This is a genomic window from Streptomyces sp. NPDC031049 (assembly GCF_055571015.1).
In genome coordinates, this window is record NZ_JBVIGC010000013.1 from 23,195 (window position 1) to 43,409 (window position 20,215).

A 20,215-nucleotide genomic window follows, 5' to 3' on the forward strand; every position below is an offset into this window, starting at 1 on the left:
ATCCGGGCGCGCCGGGTGCGCCGGATACGCCGTGTGCGGCCCACGCGCTCCATACCGAAAGGATCTCGCCACTCTTCGATCGGAAGAGGTCGGTTTTACGATGTCGGCCGCGACCGCCTGGATGCCTGTCGGGTCGCGGTAGCGGTAGGGGTGGCCGGTGTGAGTACGAGCGGTGACCAGTCGTGGCGCGCCCTGGTGCGGCGGGCGCTGGCCGGGGAGGGCGGCGCGCCGGCGCTGGTGCTGGTGGAAGGGGTCGCGGGCACCGGGAAGACCCGGCTCGCCGAACAGATGGGGCGCCTGGCCGAGCAGCTGGGGGCGACGTGGCTGCGGTGGCGGTGCGGGGGCGTCCGCGGCGGTGGTGGTCTGCCCGGCGGTGGTGGTCCTCCTGCCGGCGGCTGGCTCCCTGAAGGCGGTGCTCCTCCCGGCGGCAGTGGCCCTCCCTACGGTGGCGGGCTCCCCGGCGGTGGCGGACTCGCTGGCGGCAGCGGGCTCCCCGGCGGTGGTGGTCCTCCTGACGGTGGCGGGCTCCCCGGCGGTGGCGGGTTCCGTGGTGGGGAAAGCTTTCCGCAACCCGGGCCCGCGGGCCGGGTGCTGCTCCTGGCCGACGACGTGCAGCGGGCCGGGCCGGCCGAACGGGAGTGGCTGCGCGACCTGCTGGAGCGGGCCCGGCCGGGCCTGGCGGTCGTCCTCGCCTACCGCGTCGAGGAGTTGGAGACACCCGGGCTGCCGCTGGGCGCGCCCGCTCCGCACTGCCCGGCGGAGCTGGAGATGCTGCGCCACGAGGTCCGGCCGTGGGATCTCGCCCGGGTGCGGCAGGCCGCCGCCGACGTGCTCGGGGAACGGTGCACGCCGGACGCGGTGGAGCGGCTGCACGAGCGGTCCGGGGGCGTGGCGCGGGTGGTGACCGACCTGCTGGCCGCGGTGCGCGACACCGGCCGGCAGCGGATCACCGCCGCCGACGTGGACGCCGCCGGGGTGCCGGCGCGGCTGGCGCACCTGGTGCTGGGCCGGGTGGCGGGGCTTTCCGCGGCCCGCCGGCCGGTCGTGTGGGCCGCCGCCGTGCTGGCCGAGCCGGCGACCGGCGACGAACTCGTCGAGGTCTCGGGCCTCGGACGGCTCGCGGGCCGGGCCGCGCTGCTCGGCGCCCTGTCCTCGGCGGCCCTGGTGGAGACCGCCGACGGGCGGTACGCGTTTCCCGTACCGCTCGCGGGAGCGGCCGTGTACGCCGTGGTCCCCGGTCCCGTACGGCAGGAGCTGCACGGCAGGGCCGCCGACGTGCTGGTCAGGCGGCAGCCGGTGCCGTGGACGTCGCTGGCCCGGCACCACCGGGCCGCCGGGCGGGTGCGGGGCTGGCTGCGGGCGGTGGAACGGGCCGCGGTGGCCGCCGCCGGTGCCGGACGGCACCACGAGGCCATCGGCCTGCTGGAGCGCACGCTCGCCTCGCCCCAGGTGCCGCCGCAGGCACGGGCCCGGCTGGCTCCGGTCCTGGCGCGCAGCGCGGTGGTCGGCCTGCGCTCCGACCAGACCGTCGAGGTGCTGACGCAGATCGTCGAGGACGAGGCGCTGCCGCTGTCGGTGCGCGGCGCGCTGCGGCTGGATCTCGGGCTGCTGCTGTGCAACCAGGCCGGGCTGCCGGAACGCGGCTGGCGGGAGCTGGAGCGCGCCGCGGCCGAACTCCGCGACGACCGGCCCGATCTCGCCGCCCGCGCCATGTCCGCGCTGGTCCTGCCCTACGGCGCCCACACGCCCCTGCGGGTCCACCAGGCGTGGCTCGAGAGCGCGACGCGGGTCGCGCGGGACAGCGGCGACGAGGTGGTGCGGATGGCGGTCGCCGCCAACCGGACCGGTCTCGCCCTGAGCTGGGGGGACCCCGAGGCCTGGCGACTGCTGGCGGCCCTGCCGCGGGACAGCGCCGACCCGGGCTGCCGCCGGCACGTGGCGCGGGCGCTGTGCAACGGCGTGGAGTACGCCGTCTGGCTCGGCCACTACCGGCGGGCCGAGGAGCTGCTGGCCGAAGGCATCGCCCTGGCCTCCAGCAGCGGCGCACCGTTCACCGAGCACACCGCCCTCGGGACGCGGCTGCGGCTTCAGTGGGCGACCGGGCAGTGGGCCGGGCTGGCCCGCCGCTGCGAGGAGTTCCTGGCGGCCAACGCCGGCCTGCCGGTCATCTGCTCCGACGCCCGGGTGGTCCGCGGGCTGCTGGCGCTCGCGCAGGGCGACTTCAGCGGTGCGCGGTCCTGGCCGGTCGATCCGCAGATGCCGCTGCCCTTCGACGCGGCGCCCGCCCTGTCCGCGATGGCCTCCGCGTCGCTGGTCCGGCTCGCCCTGGCCCGTGCGGACCTGCCGGCCGCGGTGGACGAGGCGCGCTCGGCATGGCGGGCACTGCGGGCCAAGGGCATCTGGGCCTGGGCGGCCGAACCGGCGCCCTGGGCCGTGGAGGCCGTGGCGCGCGGCGGCGACCTGGCGGAGGCCGCCGCGATGGCCGACGAGTTCGAGGCCGGTGTACGGGGGGCGGACGCGCCCATCGCCGTGGCCGCGCTGGCCTGGACGCGCGGGGTGCTCGCCGAGCTGTCCGGGGCACCGCTCGAGGCGGCGGGCCACTACCGCCGGGCCGCCGCGCACTACGCCGCCCTGCCGCACCCGTACGCCTGCGCCCTGACGACCGAGGGCGCGGCCCGCTGCGTCCTGTCGGCACCGGCCCACGCCGAGGGGCTGCCGCCGGCGACGGGGGGCGCCCCGGCGGACGCGTCGGACGCAGTGGGCGCGTCGGACGCGGTGGGCGCGTCGGACGCGGCGGACGCGGCGGACGCGGCGGACGCGGCGGGAGCGTCGGGGCCGTCGGGGGAGTCGGGGGCGTCGGGGGCGATGGCCGGTCCGGAGGGCGGTACGGGGGACGCGGCCGGCGGGATGCCGGGCACCCCAGGACCGGCAAACGCCCCCACCCCTGCCGACCCCCCGCCGCCGGCAGGCGGCCCCGCCCCTGCCGACCCCCCGGCGCCGGCAGGCGGCCCCACCCCGCCGCGCACCCCCGCCCCGGGCGCCCCGGACGGCGAGGTCGAGGAGAACTCCGTCACCTGGGCCCTGCACGCGCTGCGGTCCTGCGTGGAGCGGTACAGCGGGCTCGGGGCCGTATGGGACGCCGCGCGGGTGCGGGCCCTGCTGCGGGCCCACGAGCCGAGCAGCGCACCCGCCCCCCGCGGCCGGCCCCCCTACGGCTCGGCCCTCTCCCCCCGGGAGCGGGAGGTCGCCGAGCTGGCCGCCGCGGGCCTCACCAACCGGGAGATCGCCACCACGCTCCACCTGTCCCCGCGCACCGTCGAGCACCACGTGTCCGGAGCCATGCGCAAGCTCGGCGTGCCGTCCCGGCAGGGCCTCGCCGCCCGGTGGGCCACCCTGACCGCCGCGCAATCCGCGGAAGCGGGCAGCAAAGGGACGTAACACCCCGCCGGCAGGGGTTAATTGGGTATCCGTGACGCCGGGTTCCCCCATGGGCGGGCGTGCCCCGAGGTCATAGGTTCCAGCCACCGGCCGATGGGACACGGGGACGCGGAACTGGTCCTTCCTGATGTCGTCCCCGCACCCCACCCGGCCGGTGACCGCACCGGCGGCGGGTTCCCCGCGCCGTACGGACGGCCGGGCCGCCACTCCCCACACCTTCCCTGCCCGCGGCCACAGGGAGTGGCGTGTCATGCCCCGGACATAAGTGCCCGGGTGTGGACACGCCGCTGCGACCACGAGAGGAAGCACCCTTGAACGGGTTCAGACCCCTTCGCATATCGGTCCTCGCGGTGACCACCACCGCTCTGCTGGGCGCCGGAGCCGTCACCTCGCTCGCCGCCCCCGCACCGCAGGACCGGCCCGCCCCGCCGGCGGCCACACCCCTCGCCGCCGAACAGCCCGTCGAACGCCTCATCGTCGGCTACAAGCCCCAGGCCACCGAGGCGAAGTCGGACACCGCCGCCGACAAGGACGCCAAGGCCAAGGGCAAGAAGGCCGGCGAGTCCCTCGGCTTCGACCGCCGCCTGGGCACCGGCGCCGCCCTGGTCGACCTCGGCGCGGAGCTCGGCAAGAAGGACACCTCCGACGTCATGGCCGCCTTCCGCGCCGACCCGGACGTCGCCTACGTCGTCCCGGACCAGCGGATGTACGCCACCGCCGTCCAGCCGAACGACACCGAGTACAACCGCCAGTGGGACCTGTTCGAGACCGCGGCCGGCATGAACGTCCCCGGCGCCTGGGACAAGGCGACCGGCGCGGGCGTCAAGGTCGCCGTCATCGACACCGGCTACGTCGCCCACTCCGACCTGGCGGCCAACGTGATCGCCGGCTACGACTTCATCTCCGACCCGTGGATGGCCCAGGACGGGGGCGGCCGGGACAGCAACCCCGCCGACCCGGGCGACTGGATGAACCGCGGCGAGTGCGGCACCGACGCGAACGGCCAGCCCGTCCCCGCCCGCGACACCAACAACTCCTGGCACGGCACCCACGTCGCCGGGACCATCGCCGCGGCCACCGGGAACGGCAAGGGCATCGCCGGCATCGCCTACGACGCGTCCGTCCAGCCGGTCCGCGTCCTCGGCAAGTGCGGCGGCACCACGGCCGACATCATCGACGCCATCACGTGGGCGTCGGGCGGCTCCGTGGCGGGCGTGCCCGCCAACCCCCACCCCGCCGACGTCATCAACATGAGCCTCGGCGGCGGCGGAGCCTGCGACTCCGGCACCCAGAGCGCCATCAACGGCGCGGTGAACCGCGGCACCACCGTCGTCGTGGCGGCCGGCAACAGCAACGCCAACGCCGCCCAGTTCAACCCGGCCAGCTGCAACAACGTCATCACCGTCGCCGCCTCCGACCGCGAGGGCAACCGCGCCTCCTACTCCAACTACGGCACCGTCGTGGACATCGCGGCCCCCGGCGGCGAGACGGCGGTCAGCTCCGCGAACGGCATCTGGTCCACCCTGAACACCGGCACCCGCAGCGTCGGCAGCGAGACCTACGCCGCCTACCAGGGCACCAGCATGGCCGCCCCGCACATCGCCGGCCTCGCCGCGCTGATGAACCAGGCGAACCCCGCCATGACGCCGGCCCAGATCGAGACCGCGATCAAGAACAACGCCCGCCCGCTGCCCGGCTCCTGCTCCGGCGGCTGCGGAGCCGGCCTCGCCGACGCCACGGCCACCCTCGGCGGCGGCGGGACCACCCCGCCGCCCACCGGCACCGTGTTCACCAACGCCGACAACGTGACCATCCGCGACAACGCGACGGTCACCTCGTCCATCGCGGTCAGCGGCGTCAGCGGCAACGCACCGGCCGACCTGAGGATCGCCGTCGACATCAAGCACACCTACCGCGGCGACCTGAAGATCGAGATCGTCGCCCCGAACGGGTCCTCGGCCGTGCTGAAGAACACCAGCTCCAGCGACAGCGCCGACGACGTCGTCACCACGTACTCGGTCGACGCCTCCGGCGTGGCCGCGAGCGGCACCTGGAAGCTGCGCGTCACCGACGTCTACAGCGGTGACACCGGCTACATCGACTCCTGGAGCCTCACCTTCTGAGCCCTACGCACCCGAACACCAGCGCCCGGACCCGCCGACGCCGGTCCGGGCGCTGGTGCGTCCGCGGTCTCAGTCGGGTCCGGCCCAGTCGAAGGTGATGTGCTTGCTGGACTGGCCCTCCCGGCTCCACTGGAATCCGTACGCGTCGGCCCGGTCGACGGTCGCCCGGCCCCAGGTCGCCACCTGGCCCGGTCCCGTCTCGGAGCCCGGAAGACCGGTGACCCGCACCCGGACGCCCTCCGGGGTGGTCGGGCCGGTGAGCGCCTCGGCACGGGCCTCGACGCGACCGGGGATCGTCACGCTCCAGGAGCCCAGGTCGTCGTCGATCCGGAAGTCCACCGGGGCGTACTCCATGCCCCGCATCTCCATGGCGGCGACCTTCACGAACTCCGCGGGCCAGCCGCCCACCTGGCCGCTGAAAATGGTCTGGACGGCCTCGCGCTGCGCCTCGTCCGCCCGTTCGTCGATGAAGAACGCGGCGTACGAGTCGTGGTGCTCTCCCCAGACGTTGCCGACGAAGGAACCGAGCATCAGCACGTTGAGACCGTCCAGGGCGACGTCTCCGTAGCTGCCCTCGCGTATGTGCCAGGCCAGCACTCCGTCGCACTCGCCGAACGTGGGCGGCTGCGCGAAGGAGCACGGGCACGGAATGTTGCATTTACAGGCATCGAACCAGTCGCCGCTGATGTGCCAGCGGGGAACGGTCGTCGGTGTCTGAGCCGTGTCAGTCATCACGGAACCTCCTCCACCTCCCTTCCATCGTGCACCCGCCCCGGTCCGTACGGCCACGGGTGCGGGTGCCCCGGCGACGTGCTGTCCTGGAAGGAGACCTCCCACCGGCGGCCCGCCCGTGGAGGAGACCCGTGAACCAGCCCCGGACCACCCTCGCCCGTCACCGGCGGATGCCCGCCGCCCCTCCGCTGCGCCAGGGCAACCTGCTGCCGCCCCGGGTGCTCGCCACCGCGTGGTCCCTGCTCGTGCTGATCGCCGTGCTCGCCTGGGTGCTGACCGCCGGGCAGGCGGGTGACATGGGCGTCGAGCCGGGCACCATGGGGATGGACGTCCCCCTGTTCCTGCTGCTGTGGCTGGTGATGATGGCCGCCATGATGCTGCCGTCCGTCGCTCCGGTGGCGATCACCTGGGCGCGGTGGATCGGCCGGCGCTCGACGGGCGCCGCGCGGACGGCACGGACGGCGGCGTTCGTCGCGGGCTACCTGCTCGTCTGGACGGCCTTCGGCCTCCTCGCGTACGGCGCCCTGGCCCTCACCGGTGACATCGTCCGGGACCATCCCGGCGCCGGGCGCTGGATCGGGTTCACCGCGTTCCTGCTGGCCGGGCTGCAGCAACTGGGACCGCTGAAGGACGTGTGCCTGCGGCACTGCCGCAGCCCGATGAGCCAGCTGATGCGTTACGCGCAGTTCCGGCCGTGGGTCCGCGACCTCCGTGTCGGGGCACACCACGGCCTGTACTGCGTGGGCTGCTGCTGGGGACTGATGGTCGTCCTCGTCCCGCTCGGGGTCATGAACATCGCCGCGATGGCGGCGGTCGCCGTGGTGATCTTCGTCGAGAAGCTGTGGCGGCGGGGACCGGTGTTCTCGACGGTCGTCGGCCTTCTCCTGCTGGTCCTCGCCGTCCTCTCCCTGTCCCAGGAATGGCTGCTGCCGGGACTCGAGCCGGCCGACACGCCCATGGACATGGGCTGAGAGTCCGGGAACGACGAAGCGCCCCGACCGGCCGGACCGGTCGAGGCGCTGTCGCGGCAGGCCCGAGGCGCTGTCGCCCGCCTGCGCACCGTAGGCCCTGTGGGACTCGAACCCACAACCAATGGATTAAAAGTCCACTGCTCTGCCAATTGAGCTAAGGGCCCGGGCGGTGTTGCGTGATGTTGCCACCCCGAGCATAGCCCGACGCGGCCGTGACTCCGATCGGGTATCGGAGTCACGCCGCGTCGGGCGTGCTGTGGACTTGTGTACCAGTGTCAGCCGTTGCGCTTCCAGCGCGGCTTGTCGTCACGACGGCCGAAGGAGGAACCGCGGTGGTCGTCACGGCGGCCGTACGGACGCTCGTGGCCGCCGGAGCGGAAGCCGGGACGGTCGCCCTGGCGGTCACGGTTGAACGGGCGGTCGCTGCCGCGGTGTCCGCCGCGGTCGTCACGACGGAAGCCGCCACGGTCGTCACGGCGCTCGAAGGAACGGCCACCGCGGTCGTCACGACGGAAGCCGCCACGGTCGTCGCGCCGCTCGAAGGAACGGCCACCACGGTCACCGCGGTCGTCCCGGCGGAAACCGCCACGGTCGCCCCGGTCGCCCCGGTCACCGCGGTCGTCGCGGCGGAAACCGCCACGGTCGTCGCGCCGGTCGAAGGAACGGCCACCACGGTCACCGCGGTCGCCCCGGTCGTCGCGGCGGAAACCGCCACGGTCGTCCCGGCGGTCGTGAGCACGGTCCCGGTCACGGTCCCGATCGCGGTCGCGGTTGAAGCCGCCGCGGTCGTCGCGCCGGTCGAAGGAACGGCCACCGCGGTCACCGCGGTCGTAGGACCGGTCGCGGTCGAAGGACCGCCCGCCCCGGTCGGCCTTCTCCACGTCCCGCGCGCCCGGCTGCTCCGGAACCGAGACCTCCGCCTCGGCCGCCCCGCTCTCGGCGACGACGGCCCCGGCGATCACCGCCGCCGGGTCCTCACCGCGCTCCCGGGCGACCTTGGCCAGCAGCCGGTCGGCGTCCTCGCGCAGCTCGGAGGCACGCCGCTGGGCCCGCTCCAGCTCCTTGGTGAGCTGGGCGACCTCGCGCTCGGCCTGCTGGGCGGCGTTGCCCGCGGACTCCGCCTGGACCTCGGTCATCGACCGGGCACCGGTGATCTCGGCGACCTCCGGGTCGAAGGCCGCGCCGCCCTGGATGATGTGGCGGGTGGCGTCGACGCCCGCGTCCTCCATCAGGCGGAAGATCTGACGCCGCTGGTGCGGCAGCGACAGCGAGACGACCGTGCCGGTGCGGCCGGCGCGGGCCGTACGGCCGGCGCGGTGCAGGTAGTCCTTGTGGTCGCCCGCCGGGTCGACGTTGAGGACCAGGTCGATGCCGTCGACGTGGATGCCGCGCGCGGCGACGTCGGTGGCGACCAGGACGTTGACGTACCCGTCCTTGAAGTCCGCCAGCGTCCGGGTCCGGGCGCCCTGGGTCATGCCGCCGTGCAGCGCGTCGGCCTTCACCCCGGCCTCGCGCAGCTGGTCGGCGACGCGGTCGGCACCGAGCTGGGTGCGGACGAAGATGATGGTGCGGCCCTTGCGGGAGGCGATGGCCGCGGTGACCGGCGCCTTGTCCTTGGGCTTCACGACCAGGATGTGGTGGGACATGGTCGTCACCGCGCCCTGCGCGGCGTCGACCTCGTGGAGCGCCGGGTCCTTCAGGTACCGGTCGACGAGGGTCTTGATCTCGTTCTCCATCGTCGCGGAGAACAGCATCCGCTGGCCGCCCGAGGGCACCTGGTCGAGCAGTTCGGTGACCTCGGGCAGGAAGCCGAGGTCGGACATCTGGTCGGCCTCGTCGAGAACGGCGATCTCCACGTTCTCCAGGGAGCAGGCGCCGCGGTTGATGATGTCGCGCAGGCGGCCCGGCGTGGCGACCAGGATGTCGACGCCCTTCTCCAGGGCGTAGATCTGGTTGCCCATCGAGGTGCCGCCGCAGACCACCTTCATCCGCAGGCCGACCACGTCGCCGTACGGCTGGAGGGCGTCGGCCACCTGCATGGCCAGCTCACGGGTCGGGGTGAGGATGACGGCCCGCGGCTTCTTCTTCTCGGTGCGTCCGCCGGCGAGCTGCGCGAGAGTCGGCAGGCCGAAGGAGAGGGTCTTGCCGGAGCCGGTGCGGCCACGGCCGAGGATGTCCTTGCCGGCCAGGGCGTCCGGGATGGTCGCGGCCTGGATCGGGAAGGGGGTGGTCACGCCGTTCTGGGCGAGCTTGCGGACGACGCCCTCGGGGAGGCCGAGGTCCGCGAAGGTGACCTCGGGCGCCTGGACGGCCTCGGGGGCGTCCTCGGCAACCTCGGGCACGACGACGTGATCAGTACTGGTGATGGACATGCGAATGCGAAACCTTCCGGAGTCTCGTCGGCACGCGCCCGTCAACTCCGTGATTCGCGATTCGCAAAACGACCGCCTCGATGCGGTCCACCACGGCAAGGGAGAGTACGCGCCACACGGCGCGCTCTGCGTTGGCGCCGGGCAAATGGGATCAAACGATCTACCACCATACGCACCCTCCACCCCGTAACGCAAACCGAGCCGCCAGACCGCCCCCCCGAAGGCTCCGCTCCCGGGCGGATCGCCCCGGCGACGGCTCACGACGGCTCACGACGTCACGGCTGCTCCCCGGCCCCGGCGAGCAGTCGGCGCTAGACCGGCACCCCCGCCTCCGGTGCCGGCTCGCGCTGCGCCAGCTGCGGGTTGGGCGGCTCGTGGGCCGAGGACGACGGTTCCGGCGTCGGCTCCGGGGTCGGGGAGGGGGGCGGCTCCTTGGTCGGGGTCGGCTCCGGCGGGTCCGTACGGCTGGGCTCCGGGGCCGGCCCCGGGGGCGTCGGCCGGGGCGGTTCGCCCCTCGGCGGGTCGTCGCCGCCGGGGTCCGCCGACGGCTCGGCCGACGAGTCCCCGTGGCCCTTCCCGTCCGCCGCCTCGTCCTCGCCCTTCCCCTTGCCCTTCTCGTCCTCGCCCTTGCCCTTCTTCTTCTCCTTGCCGCCCTTGCCGTGTCCGCCGTCGGCCGCAGCGCCGTACCCCGCGCCGACGCCCGGCCCCTGGGAGCCGCCGTCGGGTTCCTCGCCGCCCCGCTCACCGGCGGACCGGGACGGCTCGGCACCCCCGCCGGAGGCGCCGTCGCCCACGCTCACACAGCCGGCGGCAGCGGCGACGGCCAGGGCCGCGGCGGCCAGACGGACGGGTACGTACAAGCGGCGCACGGGCAGCCACCTCCGGGGGTCAAGGAGTCGCCGTGCCCAACTCCCGTCCCCCACAAGAGGACACGCGCCCCGCTACGCCGGTCCGTCACCCGTACCCGAGGGCGTGCAGCCGGGCGTCGTCGATCCCGAAGTGGTGGGCGATCTCGTGCACCACGGTCACCTCGGTCTCGGCCACGACGTCCTCCCGCGTCTCGCACATGCGCAGCGTCGGCCCCCGGTAGATGGTGATCCGGTCCGGCAGCACGCCCGCGTACCACTCCCCGCGTTCCGTCAGCGGCGTCCCCTCGTAGATCCCGAGCAGCTCGGGATCGTCCGCCGGCGGCTCGTCCTCGACGAACACCGCGACGTTGTCCATCAGCCGCGTCAGCTCCGGCGGGATCCGGTCCAGCGCCTCGGCGACCAGTTCCTCGAACTCCTCGCGTGTCATCTCCAGCACAGGCCCATTGTCGGGTACGACACAGCCCGGCGGGCGCCGCCGGACCGACCGCATATCCGCCCCCGCACATGGGCATACGGGTCCAATGGCCCGCGTCCCAGCCGCAGTCCAGCACGCCCTCGCCCGTCTCCGCAGCGCCGCACGCCGACGAAGCGCCGCCCCGTCCGGAACCACCGCACCGCCGGATCCCACCGCACCGCCGGAATCCACCGCACCGCCGGAATCCACCGCACCGTCCCGGCGCGCCGCACCCCCCGGACGCCCTGCGCCCCCCGGGCGACCTGCACGCCCCGGACGCCCCGCACGCGGCCGGAAGCGGCGGGCGTCCGCCTCCCCGGAGCTCGCCCCCCGGCCCCGCCCCCTGCTCCGCGCCGCCGGACTCGTCGCCGTGGTGCTGCTCGGCGCCTGGCTGGGGCTGCTCGCCGTCGGCAACGTGCGGGTCCCGGTCGGACCGATGGACACGACGATGACCCTGCGCCCCTCCCTCACGGGCGGTACGAAGATCAACGTCTCCCCGCTCGGAGCCCTCGAGCTGGACAGTCACACGGCTCCGGTCCGGCTCGACGTGAACGTCGACCAGCTCGACCCCGAACGCTCCCAGGCCCTCGTCGACCACCCCGAGCGTCTGGCCGGCCTCCAGGACGAGGTGGCGCAGGACGTCGAGCGCGGCACGCTCGGCCTGGCCGTCCGCTCCTGCGTCGCCGTCGTCACCGGCGCCACCGCCCTCGGGCTCGTGGTCTACCGCCGCCCCCGGCGCGCGCTGGCCGCCGGCGGCCTGGCCTTCACCCTCCTGCTCGCCTCCGGCGGCGGGGCGTACGCCACCTGGAACCCGGACTCGGTCCTTGAGCCGAGGTTCTCCGGGCTGCTCTCCTCCGCGCCGTCCCTCGTCGGCGACGCCCGCAGCATCGTCACGGAGTTCGACGTCTACCAGAAGGAGCTGGCGCGCCTGGTGACGAACGTGACCAAGCTCTACGACGCCACGTCCACGCTGCCCGTCTACCAGCCGGACCCGACCACCATCCGCGTCCTGCACGTGTCGGACATCCACCTCAACCCGGCGAGCTGGAAGATCATCGCCTCGCTGGTGGAGCAGTACAAGGTGAACGTGATCGTCGACTCCGGCGACACGATGGACCACGGCTCGGCCGCCGAGAACGGCTTCCTGGACCCGATCGAGGACCTCGGCGCTCCGTACGTCTGGGTCCGCGGCAACCACGACTCGATGACCACCCAGCGCTATATCGAGGGTCTGGAGAACACCCACGTCCTGGACGACGGCCGGGCGGTGTCCGTCGGAGGGCTGCGCTTCGCCGGCATGGGAGATCCGCAGTTCACCCCCGACCGCACCCGGAAGCCGGGCGCCGAGGCGTCCCAGGAACTGGCCGGCGCCCGGCTGGCCTCGGCCCTGCGGGACCACCGCGCCGCGGGCAGGCCGGTCGACGTGGCCGTCGCCCACGAACCGCCGGCGGCCCGTGAGGTCGACGGCGAGGTGCCGCTCGTCCTGGCCGGGCACGTGCACCGCAACGACATGGAGGTCATGAAGTTCGGCACCCGGCTGCGCATCGAGGGCTCCACCGGCGGCAGCGGGCTGCGTGCGATCGAGGGCGAGTACCCCGACCCGATCCAGGCCTCGATCCTCTACTTCGACCGGGACAGCCGGCGCCTCCAGGCCTGGGACGAGATCAAACTCGGCGGCCTGGGCCTGACCACGGCCGAGGTCAGCCGCCACCTGCCCAAGGAGAACCAGCCGGGCGCCACCCCGTCCCCGTCCCCCTCGACCACCGGGACCCCGCCCCCCTCCGCCACCGGGACTCCGTCCCCGTCCCCGACGCCCTCCCGGAGCACCCCCTCACCCACCGGCTCCCGGCCGGCTCCGTAAACCGTTTTGGCGATACCTCCCGCCATCCCATATGCTTCTCACGTCCCCGACGCGCTGAGAAGCGCCCAGGCGGGCCGATAGCCCTCATCGTCTAGCGGCCTAGGACGCCGCCCTTTCAAGGCGGTAGCACGGGTTCGAATCCCGTTGGGGGCACGCAGTACGGTGTGCGACACTTGGCTTCGTTGGTTCGCACACACCCACATGGTCCTGTGGAGCAGTTTGGAGTGCTCGCCACCCTGTCAAGGTGGAGGCCGCGGGTTCAAATCCCGTCAGGACCGCTGAGGTTTCACGTGAAACCTCGTGGCTGGGTAGCTCAGTTGGTACGAGCGTCCGCCTGAAAAGCGGAAGGTCGCCGGTTCGACCCCGGCCCCAGCCACCATCCGAAGGCCCCGTTCCCAGAACGGGGCCTTCGTCGTTGCTCGGGCTCCGAGGGCGGCAGGCGACCGGGGAGCCGCTGCCGGAGGCAAAAGTGTTCGCCAGGAAATTCGCCGGGATGAGATCCTGGAATCCGTATGTCTACGCACCCCGCCCCCGCCCTCGGCACCCTCGCCCCCCGGCTGTCCGAGCTGTCGCTGCGTGATGCGCACCGGCTCGGGCGCAGGCTCGAGGGTGCGCGGAAGATCCGCAAACCGGAGGCCCGCGCCGCCGTTCTCGCCGAGATCGAGGCCGAGGTCGACCGGGCCGAGCAGCGCGTCGCCGAGCGCCGCGCCCGAGTGCCCGCCGTCACCTACCCCGAGGCCCTCCCGGTCAGCCAGAAGCGGGACGCCATCGCGGACGCCATCCGTGATCACCAGGTCGTGATCGTCGCCGGTGAGACCGGGTCCGGCAAGACCACGCAGATCCCCAAGATCTGCCTCGACCTCGGCCGTGGCGTCCGCGGCATGATCGGCCACACCCAGCCACGGCGGATCGCCGCCCGTACCGTCGCCGAGCGCGTCGCCGACGAGCTGGACAGCCCGCTCGGCGAGGCCGTCGGCTGGAAGGTGCGGTTCACCGACCAGGTCGACCCGAGCGCCACCTTCATCAAGCTGATGACGGACGGCATCCTGCTCGCCGAGATCCAGACCGACCGCGAGCTGCGCGCCTACGACACGATCATCATCGACGAGGCCCACGAGCGGTCCCTCAACATCGACTTCCTGCTCGGGTACCTGGCGCAGCTGCTGCCCAAGCGACCCGACCTCAAGGTCGTCATCACCTCGGCGACCATCGACCCCGAGCGCTTCTCCCGGCACTTCGGCGACGCCCCGATCATCGAGGTCAGCGGCCGGACGTACCCGGTCGAGGTGCGCTACCGCCCGCTGCTGGAGGAGGACGGCGACGACGCCGACCGGGACCAGATCACGGCGATCACCGACGCCGTCGAGGAGCTGATGGCCGAGGGGCCCGGCGACATCCTCGTCTTCCTCTCCGGGGAGCGGGAGATCCGGGACACCGCCGACGCGCTGGAGAAGAAGAAGTACCCCCGCGCCGGAGGCGCTGATTGGCACAGCACGGAGGTGCTGCCGCTGTACGCCCGGCTCTCGCACGCCGAGCAGCACCGGGTGTTCCAGCCGCACACCGGCCGCAGGATCGTTCTGGCGACCAACGTCGCCGAGACCTCCCTCACCGTCCCCGGCATCAAGTACGTCATCGACCCCGGCTTCGCCCGGATCTCCCGCTACAGCCACCGCACCAAGGTGCAGCGGCTGCCGATCGAGCCGATCTCGCAGGCCAGCGCCAACCAGCGCAAGGGCCGCTGCGGCCGTACGTCCGACGGCATCTGCATCCGGCTCTACAGCGAGGACGACTTCAACGCCCGGCCGGAGTTCACCGACGCCGAGATCCTGCGGACCAACCTGGCCTCCGTCATCCTCCAGATGACCGCCGCCGGGCTGGGCGACATCGAGAAGTTCCCCTTCATCGACCCGCCGGACCACCGCAACATCCGCGACGGCGTCCAGCTCCTCCAGGAGCTCGGCGCCCTCGACCCGACGCAGAAGGACGTACGCAAGCGGCTCACCGAGACCGGCCGCAAGCTCGCCCAGCTGCCCGTCGACCCGCGGCTGGCCCGGATGGTGCTGGAGGCCGACAAGAACGGGTGCGTCCGCGAGGTCATGGTGATAGCCGCCGCGCTGTCCATCCAGGACCCGCGCGAGCGCCCCGCCGACAAGCAGACCCAGGCGGACCAGCAGCACGCCCGCTTCAAGGACGAGACCAGCGACTTCCTTGCCTACCTCAACCTCTGGCGGTACCTCCGCGAGCAGCAGAAGGAGCGGGGCTCGTCGTCCTTCCGCCGGATGTGCAAGCAGGAGTACCTCAACTTCCTGCGCATCCGCGAATGGCAGGACATCTACACCCAGCTGCGCACGGTCGCCAAGCAGATGGGCATCCACCTCGACGACCAGGACGCGCCGGCCGACCGCATCCACGTCTCGCTGCTCGCCGGGCTCCTCTCCCACGTCGGGATGAAGGACGTCAAGGACGGCAACAAGAACGAGTACCTGGGCGCCCGCAACGCCAAGTTCGCGATCTTCCCGGGCTCGGCGCTGTTCAAGAAGCCGCCGCGGTTCGTGATGTCGGCGGAGCTGGTGGAGACCAGCCGGCTGTGGGCGCGGGTCAACGCCAGGATCGAACCCGAGTGGGTCGAACCGCTGGCCCAGCACCTGGTCAAACGCACCTACAGCGAGCCGCACTGGGAGAAGGACCAGGCCGCGGTGATGGCCTACGAGAAGGTCACGCTGTACGGCGTGCCGATCGTCGCCCAGCGCAAGGTCAACTACGGTCGGATCGACCCCGAGACCAGCCGCGAGCTGTTCATCCGGCACGCCCTGGTCGAGGGCGACTGGCGCACCCACCACCAGTTCTTCGCCGACAACCGCAAGCTGCTCACCGAGGTCGAGGAGCTGGAGCACCGCGCCCGGCGCCGGGACATCCTCGTCGACGACGAGACCCTCTTCGACTTCTACGACCAGCGGATCCCCGAACACGTCGTCTCCGGCGCGCACTTCGACTCCTGGTGGAAGCGCAAGCGGCACGAGCAGCCCGACTTCCTCGACTTCGAGCGCGAGATGCTCATCAACGAGAAGGCGGGCGCGGTCACCAAGGACGACTATCCGGACACCTGGCGCCAAGGACCGCTGAAGTTCCGCGTCACCTACCAGTTCGAGCCGGGCGCGGACGCCGACGGCGTGACCGTCCACATCCCGCTCCAGGTGCTCAACCAGGTCACCGACGAGGGCTTCGACTGGCAGATCCCCGGCCTCAGAGAAGAGGTCGTCACCGAACTGATCCGGTCCCTGCCCAAGCCGATCCGCCGCAACTACGTGCCGGCGCCGAACTACGCGCAGGCGTTCCTGGAGCGGGCCGTGCCCCTTCAGGAGCCGCTCACGGTGACGATGGCGCGCGAGCTGAAGCGCATGGTCGGAGTGCCCTTCGAGGCGGAGGACTTCGACTGGTCCAAGGTCCCCGACCACTTGAAGATCACCTTCCGGATCGTCGACGAGCGACGCCGCAAGCTGGCCGAGGACAAGGACCTGGAGGCCCTGAAGCTCCGGCTGAAGCCGAAGGCGCGCAAGGCCCTCTCGCAGGCCGCGGCGGCCACCGCGTCCCGGCAGGGCGGCGAGGCCCTGGAGCGCACCGGCCTGACGGACTGGACGATCGGCACGCTCACCCGCGTCTTCGAGACCCGCCGCGCCGGGCAGCCCGTCAAGGCCTACCCGGCCCTGGTGGACGACGGCGACACCGTCTCCGTACGCCTCTTCGACACCGAGGCGGAGCAGGCACAGGCGATGTGGAAGGGCACGCGCCGGCTGATCCTGCGCAACATCCCGGTCAACCCCGCGAAGTTCGCATCCGAAAAGCTGTCCAATCAGCAGAAGCTCGGTCTGTCCGCCAACCCGCACGGTTCGATCCAGGCCCTGTTCGACGACTGCGCCACGGCGGCGGCTGACCGGCTGATCGCGGACTTCGGCGGCCCGGCGTGGGACGAGGAGTCGTACCGGAAGCTGTACGACAAGGTCCGCGCGGACATCGTGGACACGACGGTGCGCACGGTGGGCCAGGTCCAGCAGGTGCTGGCCGCCTGGCAGGCCTGTGAGCGGCGCCTGAAGGGCGTACGCAGCCCCGCCCTGCTGCCGAACCTCCAGGACGTCCGGGGGCAGCTGGACGCGCTCGTGAAGCCCGGTTTCGTCACCGAGGCCGGGCTGAAGCGGCTGCCGGATCTGATGCGTTATCTGATCGCCGCGGACCGGCGGCTCCAGCAGATGCCGACGAACGTCCAGCGCGACACCACGCGCATGGAGAAGATCCACGAGATGCGGGACGAGTACGCGTGGCTGCTGGAGCAGATGCCGCGGGGCCGGCCGGTTCCGCAGCAGGTCCTGGAGATCCGCTGGATGATCGAGGAGCTCCGGGTCAGCTACTTCGCCCATGCCCTGGGCACGGCGTACCCGGTCTCCGACAAGCGGATCGTGAAGGCGATCGACGCGGCGATCCCGTGACGAGCCGCGCACGGAGGGTGAGTTCGCCAGGCGGGCTCACCCTCCTGTACAGTCTCTTCTCGCAGCGCACCGCACGAAAAAGCGCCGCAAACCTGGTCCTGTGGAGCAGTTTGGAGTGCTCGCCACCCTGTCAAGGTGGAGGCCGCGGGTTCAAATCCCGTCAGGACCGCAGCAAAGAAGGCCCGCACCGTTTGGTGCGGGCCTTCTTCATCCCCAGGCATCCCCCGCCCCGCGCCCACCACCCTGCCAAGGTGGAGGCCGCGCCCGCGGCGCAGCCGCCATCGAATACAGCAAATCCCGTCAGGACCGCAGCAAAGAGAGCCCGCACCGTTTGGTGCGGGCCTTCTTCATCCCCAGGCACCCCTACCCCGGCGCCCCCGGGCGCCCTCCCGTGGCCTTGACGGCGTCACATTCGGTCGGTACTCCGGAAGCAGGGCCCCGCACCCCGCGCGGGCCGGCGGAGGTGGCGTATGGCAGCGGCATCGGTGAGGCACGAGACACGGGCGCTGCTCCGCGCACATCTGTCGGCCGCTGCGTCCTACCGCCACCTGATGCGCCACTGCCCGATCTGCCACCGCCTGCTGCGGCTGGCGCTGGACTCCGCGCCCGCGCCCACACCCGCGCGCGCGACCGCCTCCGTCCCCGTTTCCCCCGCTTCCACCGCCTCCCCCGCCCCGCAGGCGCCGGAGGGCCGTCAAGAGGCCCTGGAGGCCGTCGAGGACGGCGAGCGCTCCGCCGCCGTGTGACCACCACGGGCCCACGCCACGCCCCACGCCGGGACCTTCGTCGGGACCTTCGGCCGGCCCAACACCCGTACGGCGGTGGGACGGTGGAATGCGTTCCTCCATTAGCGCAGACGGGCCGAGGACAACAAGCGCCGGGACGTGTGACGGGTGTCACCGCATGAGTTTTTGAAATGGTGGCACTTACGCCTCTCCTACAACTGGTCAATTTAATATGTGCAATTGCACCACCGCCGGAGTCGCCCCCTGCCGATCCCACACCCGTCCCCAGACTCCGACAAGGCCGCGCACAGAGCCGCCCACAGGGCCGCCACCAGGAACAAAAAAGATCGCGCCGGACCCGGCGGAGTCCGACGCGATCGACGACGCATCCGGGTCTGTTGGGGCAGAACCCGCGTCGTGTGGAGCTGTGGTTCGGGCGGTCGAGCAGGTTGGGGGACCTGCCGTTTCGCCCCGTTATGCAGTTGTTCAGGCCTCGCTGCGCTGCTGCGGGATGCCCGCGAGCAGGGCGCGGACCTCGGCTTCGCGGTAGCGGCGGTGCCCGCCGAGCGTGCGGATCGACGTGAGCTTGCCGGCCTTCGCCCACCGCGTGACCGTCTTGGGGTCGACGCGGAACATGGTGGCGACCTCAGCCGGGGTCAGCAGCGGCTCGGCATCAGGGGTGCGAGCGGTCATGAGCGGCCTCCTCGGGAGAACCGAACCTTCTCGGTTCTTTCCTCTAAATTCTGCACCTTGACCCGCGTTGCCCGAAATGGCGGACGCGAGTCGAGTCGGTTATAGGACGAACGGCTTGTCCTCGGCACTACAACTACACCATCTGTCCAGCCGCGTCGGCCAAACCGATGGAATTGCCCTCCCAGGTGTTCATCAGCGACGGAAGCCGATGGACCATGCCATAGCGGACAGTCACGCCACTGTGACGATCAGTCACAGTGGCGTTCAGGAGTCACCAGACCCCCCAAAGCGTGCAAGGACGGAGCCCTCCCCGGGCTCCTTGTCCTATTTTGGCACGAGGAGTGGCAAGCGGCGCAAGAGTGGGGTACGTGCGGTCCATCACGCTTGACACTTACGCCCGGATAGGGACCTACGTCCCTTGTTGACAAAGCATCAGTGCGCGTGGACGCGCGTCGAACGATCCACCCGACGAGCCGCGAACCGGCCTCGGAGCGCAAGACAAAACCTCAAAACGTGCGGTACGTCAAACATCAGTTCGCCGACCGGCGGTCCCGCACCGCCCGCCACCGCTCCACCAGCCGCCCGTACGCCGCCCCCGCCGCGGCCCCGTCACCCCGGCGCAGCGCCTCGATGCCCTCGGCGACGTCCGCCGCGGAGTGGTCGCCCTCCAGCTCACCGGCCGGCAGGGCGTGCACCAGCCCCCCGTAGTCCAGCTCGACCAGGGACCGGGGGTGGAACTCCTCCAGCCAGCGCCCCACGTCCACCAGGCCGTCGATCAGCGGCCCCTCGTCCATGGCCTCCCGCAGGGCCCGCAGGCCGCGCGCCACCCGGCGCCGGGCCTGCACCATCGGCGTCCGGTAGCGCAGCACCGGCGCCGCGTCCCCGCCGCCGCCCTTGTCGTACTCCCGCTCCTCGTCGGAGACCAGCACGAACCAGTTGATCGGCACCTGCCAGGTGGCCGTGCGGATCCACGGGCGGGCCTCGGGGTTGCGCTCCAGCCAGCGCTCGTAGTCCTGGACCGCCTGGCGCCGCACGACCGGGGGCAGGACGGCGTCCAGGACCGGCTCCGGGAAGTCCTCGGCCAGCTCCGTCAGGGCCTGCCAGCCGCGCAGCCGGGTGCGCCAGGGGCAGACGCAGACCACGCCGTCGGCCTCGGCGACGAAGGCGTCGGCGCTCTCGTGCACCGGCACGGCGACCGGCGGGGTGGGCAGCAGGTCGGCCAGCGAGCGGCGCAGCTCGTCCTGGTATCCGGGCAGGTCGGTGCGGCGGGCGTAGCGCTCCCAGTGGCCGCGCTCGGGCTCCGGGAAGGCGGCCAGCGGTTCGTACACGCGCAGGTACGCGGCGTAGGGCACGATCACCGAGGACACCTTGGGCACGCCTGCTCCCTCCCCCGCGCGCCGGTCCGGAAACCTGCGGGGGCCCTTCCCGGACCGCTCGCGGACCTGCTCGCAAACGCACGGAATCTCTGCAAATCGTCGCACGGGTGTACTCCGTGC

General features: G+C 72.5%; 12 protein-coding genes and 5 tRNA genes. 10 read left to right on the forward strand and 7 right to left on the reverse strand.

What is annotated here, in order from left to right:
• The first annotated feature begins 159 nt into the window (after positions 1-159).
• A complete protein-coding gene (locus ACZ45Q_RS22030; protein WP_468263970.1) occupies positions 160-3,438 on the forward strand; it encodes a helix-turn-helix transcriptional regulator in 3,279 nt (1,092 codons plus the stop codon).
• A 350-nt stretch (positions 3,439-3,788) separates the two neighbouring features.
• On the forward strand, positions 3,789-5,561 hold the full coding sequence (locus ACZ45Q_RS22035; RefSeq protein ID WP_468263973.1) for a S8 family peptidase: 1,773 nt from the start codon (positions 3,789-3,791) through the stop codon (positions 5,559-5,561).
• A 69-nt stretch (positions 5,562-5,630) separates the two neighbouring features.
• On the opposite strand, the gene ACZ45Q_RS22040 is transcribed toward ACZ45Q_RS22035, so the two are convergent.
• A complete protein-coding gene (locus ACZ45Q_RS22040; RefSeq protein WP_468263975.1) occupies positions 5,631-6,293 on the reverse strand; it encodes a DUF1326 domain-containing protein in 663 nt (220 codons plus the stop codon).
• 170 nt (positions 6,294-6,463) lie between these two features.
• On the opposite strand from ACZ45Q_RS22040, the gene ACZ45Q_RS22045 reads away from it, so the two are divergent.
• Positions 6,464-7,264: a DUF2182 domain-containing protein gene (locus tag ACZ45Q_RS22045; protein ID WP_468264414.1), complete on the forward strand. Its 801-nt coding sequence runs from the start codon at positions 6,464-6,466 to the stop codon at positions 7,262-7,264.
• A 91-nt stretch (positions 7,265-7,355) separates the two neighbouring features.
• Here ACZ45Q_RS22045 and ACZ45Q_RS22050 read toward each other — a convergent pair.
• From ACZ45Q_RS22050 to ACZ45Q_RS22065, 4 genes are all read right to left on the reverse strand, one after another.
• Positions 7,356-7,428: transfer RNA gene (locus ACZ45Q_RS22050), tRNA-Lys, on the reverse strand.
• A gap of 111 nt (positions 7,429-7,539) precedes the next feature.
• Entirely contained in the window at positions 7,540-9,636 is a 2,097-nt protein-coding gene (locus ACZ45Q_RS22055; protein ID WP_468263977.1) for a DEAD/DEAH box helicase, read from the reverse strand.
• Between the two features lie 311 nt (positions 9,637-9,947).
• Positions 9,948-10,505, reverse strand: a complete 558-nt coding sequence (locus ACZ45Q_RS22060) for a hypothetical protein (protein WP_468263980.1) — start codon at positions 10,503-10,505, stop codon at positions 9,948-9,950.
• A gap of 85 nt (positions 10,506-10,590) precedes the next feature.
• Complete coding sequence (locus ACZ45Q_RS22065; RefSeq protein ID WP_468263983.1) at positions 10,591-10,941, reverse strand: metallopeptidase family protein; 351 nt, start codon at positions 10,939-10,941, stop codon at positions 10,591-10,593.
• Between the two features lie 85 nt (positions 10,942-11,026).
• On the opposite strand from ACZ45Q_RS22065, the gene ACZ45Q_RS22070 reads away from it, so the two are divergent.
• From ACZ45Q_RS22070 to ACZ45Q_RS22100, 7 genes are all read left to right on the forward strand, one after another.
• Positions 11,027-12,820, forward strand: coding sequence for a metallophosphoesterase family protein (locus tag ACZ45Q_RS22070; protein ID WP_468263986.1), 1,794 nt, complete (start codon positions 11,027-11,029; stop codon positions 12,818-12,820).
• Positions 12,821-12,900: 80 nt separating this feature from the next.
• A tRNA-Glu gene (locus ACZ45Q_RS22075) sits at positions 12,901-12,973 on the forward strand.
• A 50-nt stretch (positions 12,974-13,023) separates the two neighbouring features.
• A tRNA-Asp gene (locus ACZ45Q_RS22080) sits at positions 13,024-13,098 on the forward strand.
• A 24-nt stretch (positions 13,099-13,122) separates the two neighbouring features.
• Positions 13,123-13,199, forward strand: a tRNA-Phe gene (locus ACZ45Q_RS22085).
• Between the two features lie 133 nt (positions 13,200-13,332).
• Positions 13,333-17,301 carry an ATP-dependent RNA helicase HrpA gene (gene hrpA, locus ACZ45Q_RS22090; protein ID WP_468263988.1) on the forward strand — a complete coding sequence of 1,323 codons (3,969 nt, stop codon included), beginning with the start codon at positions 13,333-13,335 and terminating at the stop codon, positions 17,299-17,301.
• Positions 17,302-17,395: 94 nt separating this feature from the next.
• Positions 17,396-17,470 (forward strand) — tRNA-Asp (locus tag ACZ45Q_RS22095).
• Positions 17,471-17,771: 301 nt separating this feature from the next.
• Positions 17,772-18,047: a DUF6274 family protein gene (locus ACZ45Q_RS22100; protein ID WP_468263991.1), complete on the forward strand. Its 276-nt coding sequence runs from the start codon at positions 17,772-17,774 to the stop codon at positions 18,045-18,047.
• 465 nt (positions 18,048-18,512) lie between these two features.
• Here ACZ45Q_RS22100 and bldC read toward each other — a convergent pair whose 3' ends face one another.
• Both bldC and ACZ45Q_RS22110 read right to left on the reverse strand, forming a co-directional pair.
• Positions 18,513-18,719 (reverse strand): developmental transcriptional regulator BldC, encoded by a 207-nt coding sequence (gene bldC / locus ACZ45Q_RS22105; RefSeq protein ID WP_003949541.1) that lies wholly within the window; start codon positions 18,717-18,719, stop codon positions 18,513-18,515.
• A gap of 530 nt (positions 18,720-19,249) precedes the next feature.
• Positions 19,250-20,095, reverse strand: coding sequence for a DUF8083 family protein (locus ACZ45Q_RS22110; RefSeq protein WP_468263994.1), 846 nt, complete (start codon positions 20,093-20,095; stop codon positions 19,250-19,252).
• Between the last annotated feature and the right edge of the window lie 120 nt (positions 20,096-20,215).

Excerpts from the sequence above, each read along its gene's own strand:
- ACZ45Q_RS22040 (WP_468263975.1), bottom strand. The coding sequence starts at position 6,293 with ATGACTGACACGGCTCAGACACCGACGACCGTTCCCCGCTGGCACATC.
- ACZ45Q_RS22045 (WP_468264414.1), top strand. The coding sequence starts at position 6,464 with ATGCCCGCCGCCCCTCCGCTGCGCCAGGGCAACCTGCTGCCGCCCCGG.
- ACZ45Q_RS22055 (WP_468263977.1), bottom strand. The coding sequence starts at position 9,636 with ATGTCCATCACCAGTACTGATCACGTCGTCGTGCCCGAGGTTGCCGAG.
- ACZ45Q_RS22070 (WP_468263986.1), top strand. The coding sequence starts at position 11,027 with ATGGCCCGCGTCCCAGCCGCAGTCCAGCACGCCCTCGCCCGTCTCCGC.
- hrpA (WP_468263988.1), top strand. The coding sequence starts at position 13,333 with ATGTCTACGCACCCCGCCCCCGCCCTCGGCACCCTCGCCCCCCGGCTG.
- ACZ45Q_RS22100 (WP_468263991.1), top strand. The coding sequence starts at position 17,772 with ATGGCAGCGGCATCGGTGAGGCACGAGACACGGGCGCTGCTCCGCGCA.
- bldC (WP_003949541.1), bottom strand. The coding sequence starts at position 18,719 with ATGACCGCTCGCACCCCTGATGCCGAGCCGCTGCTGACCCCGGCTGAG.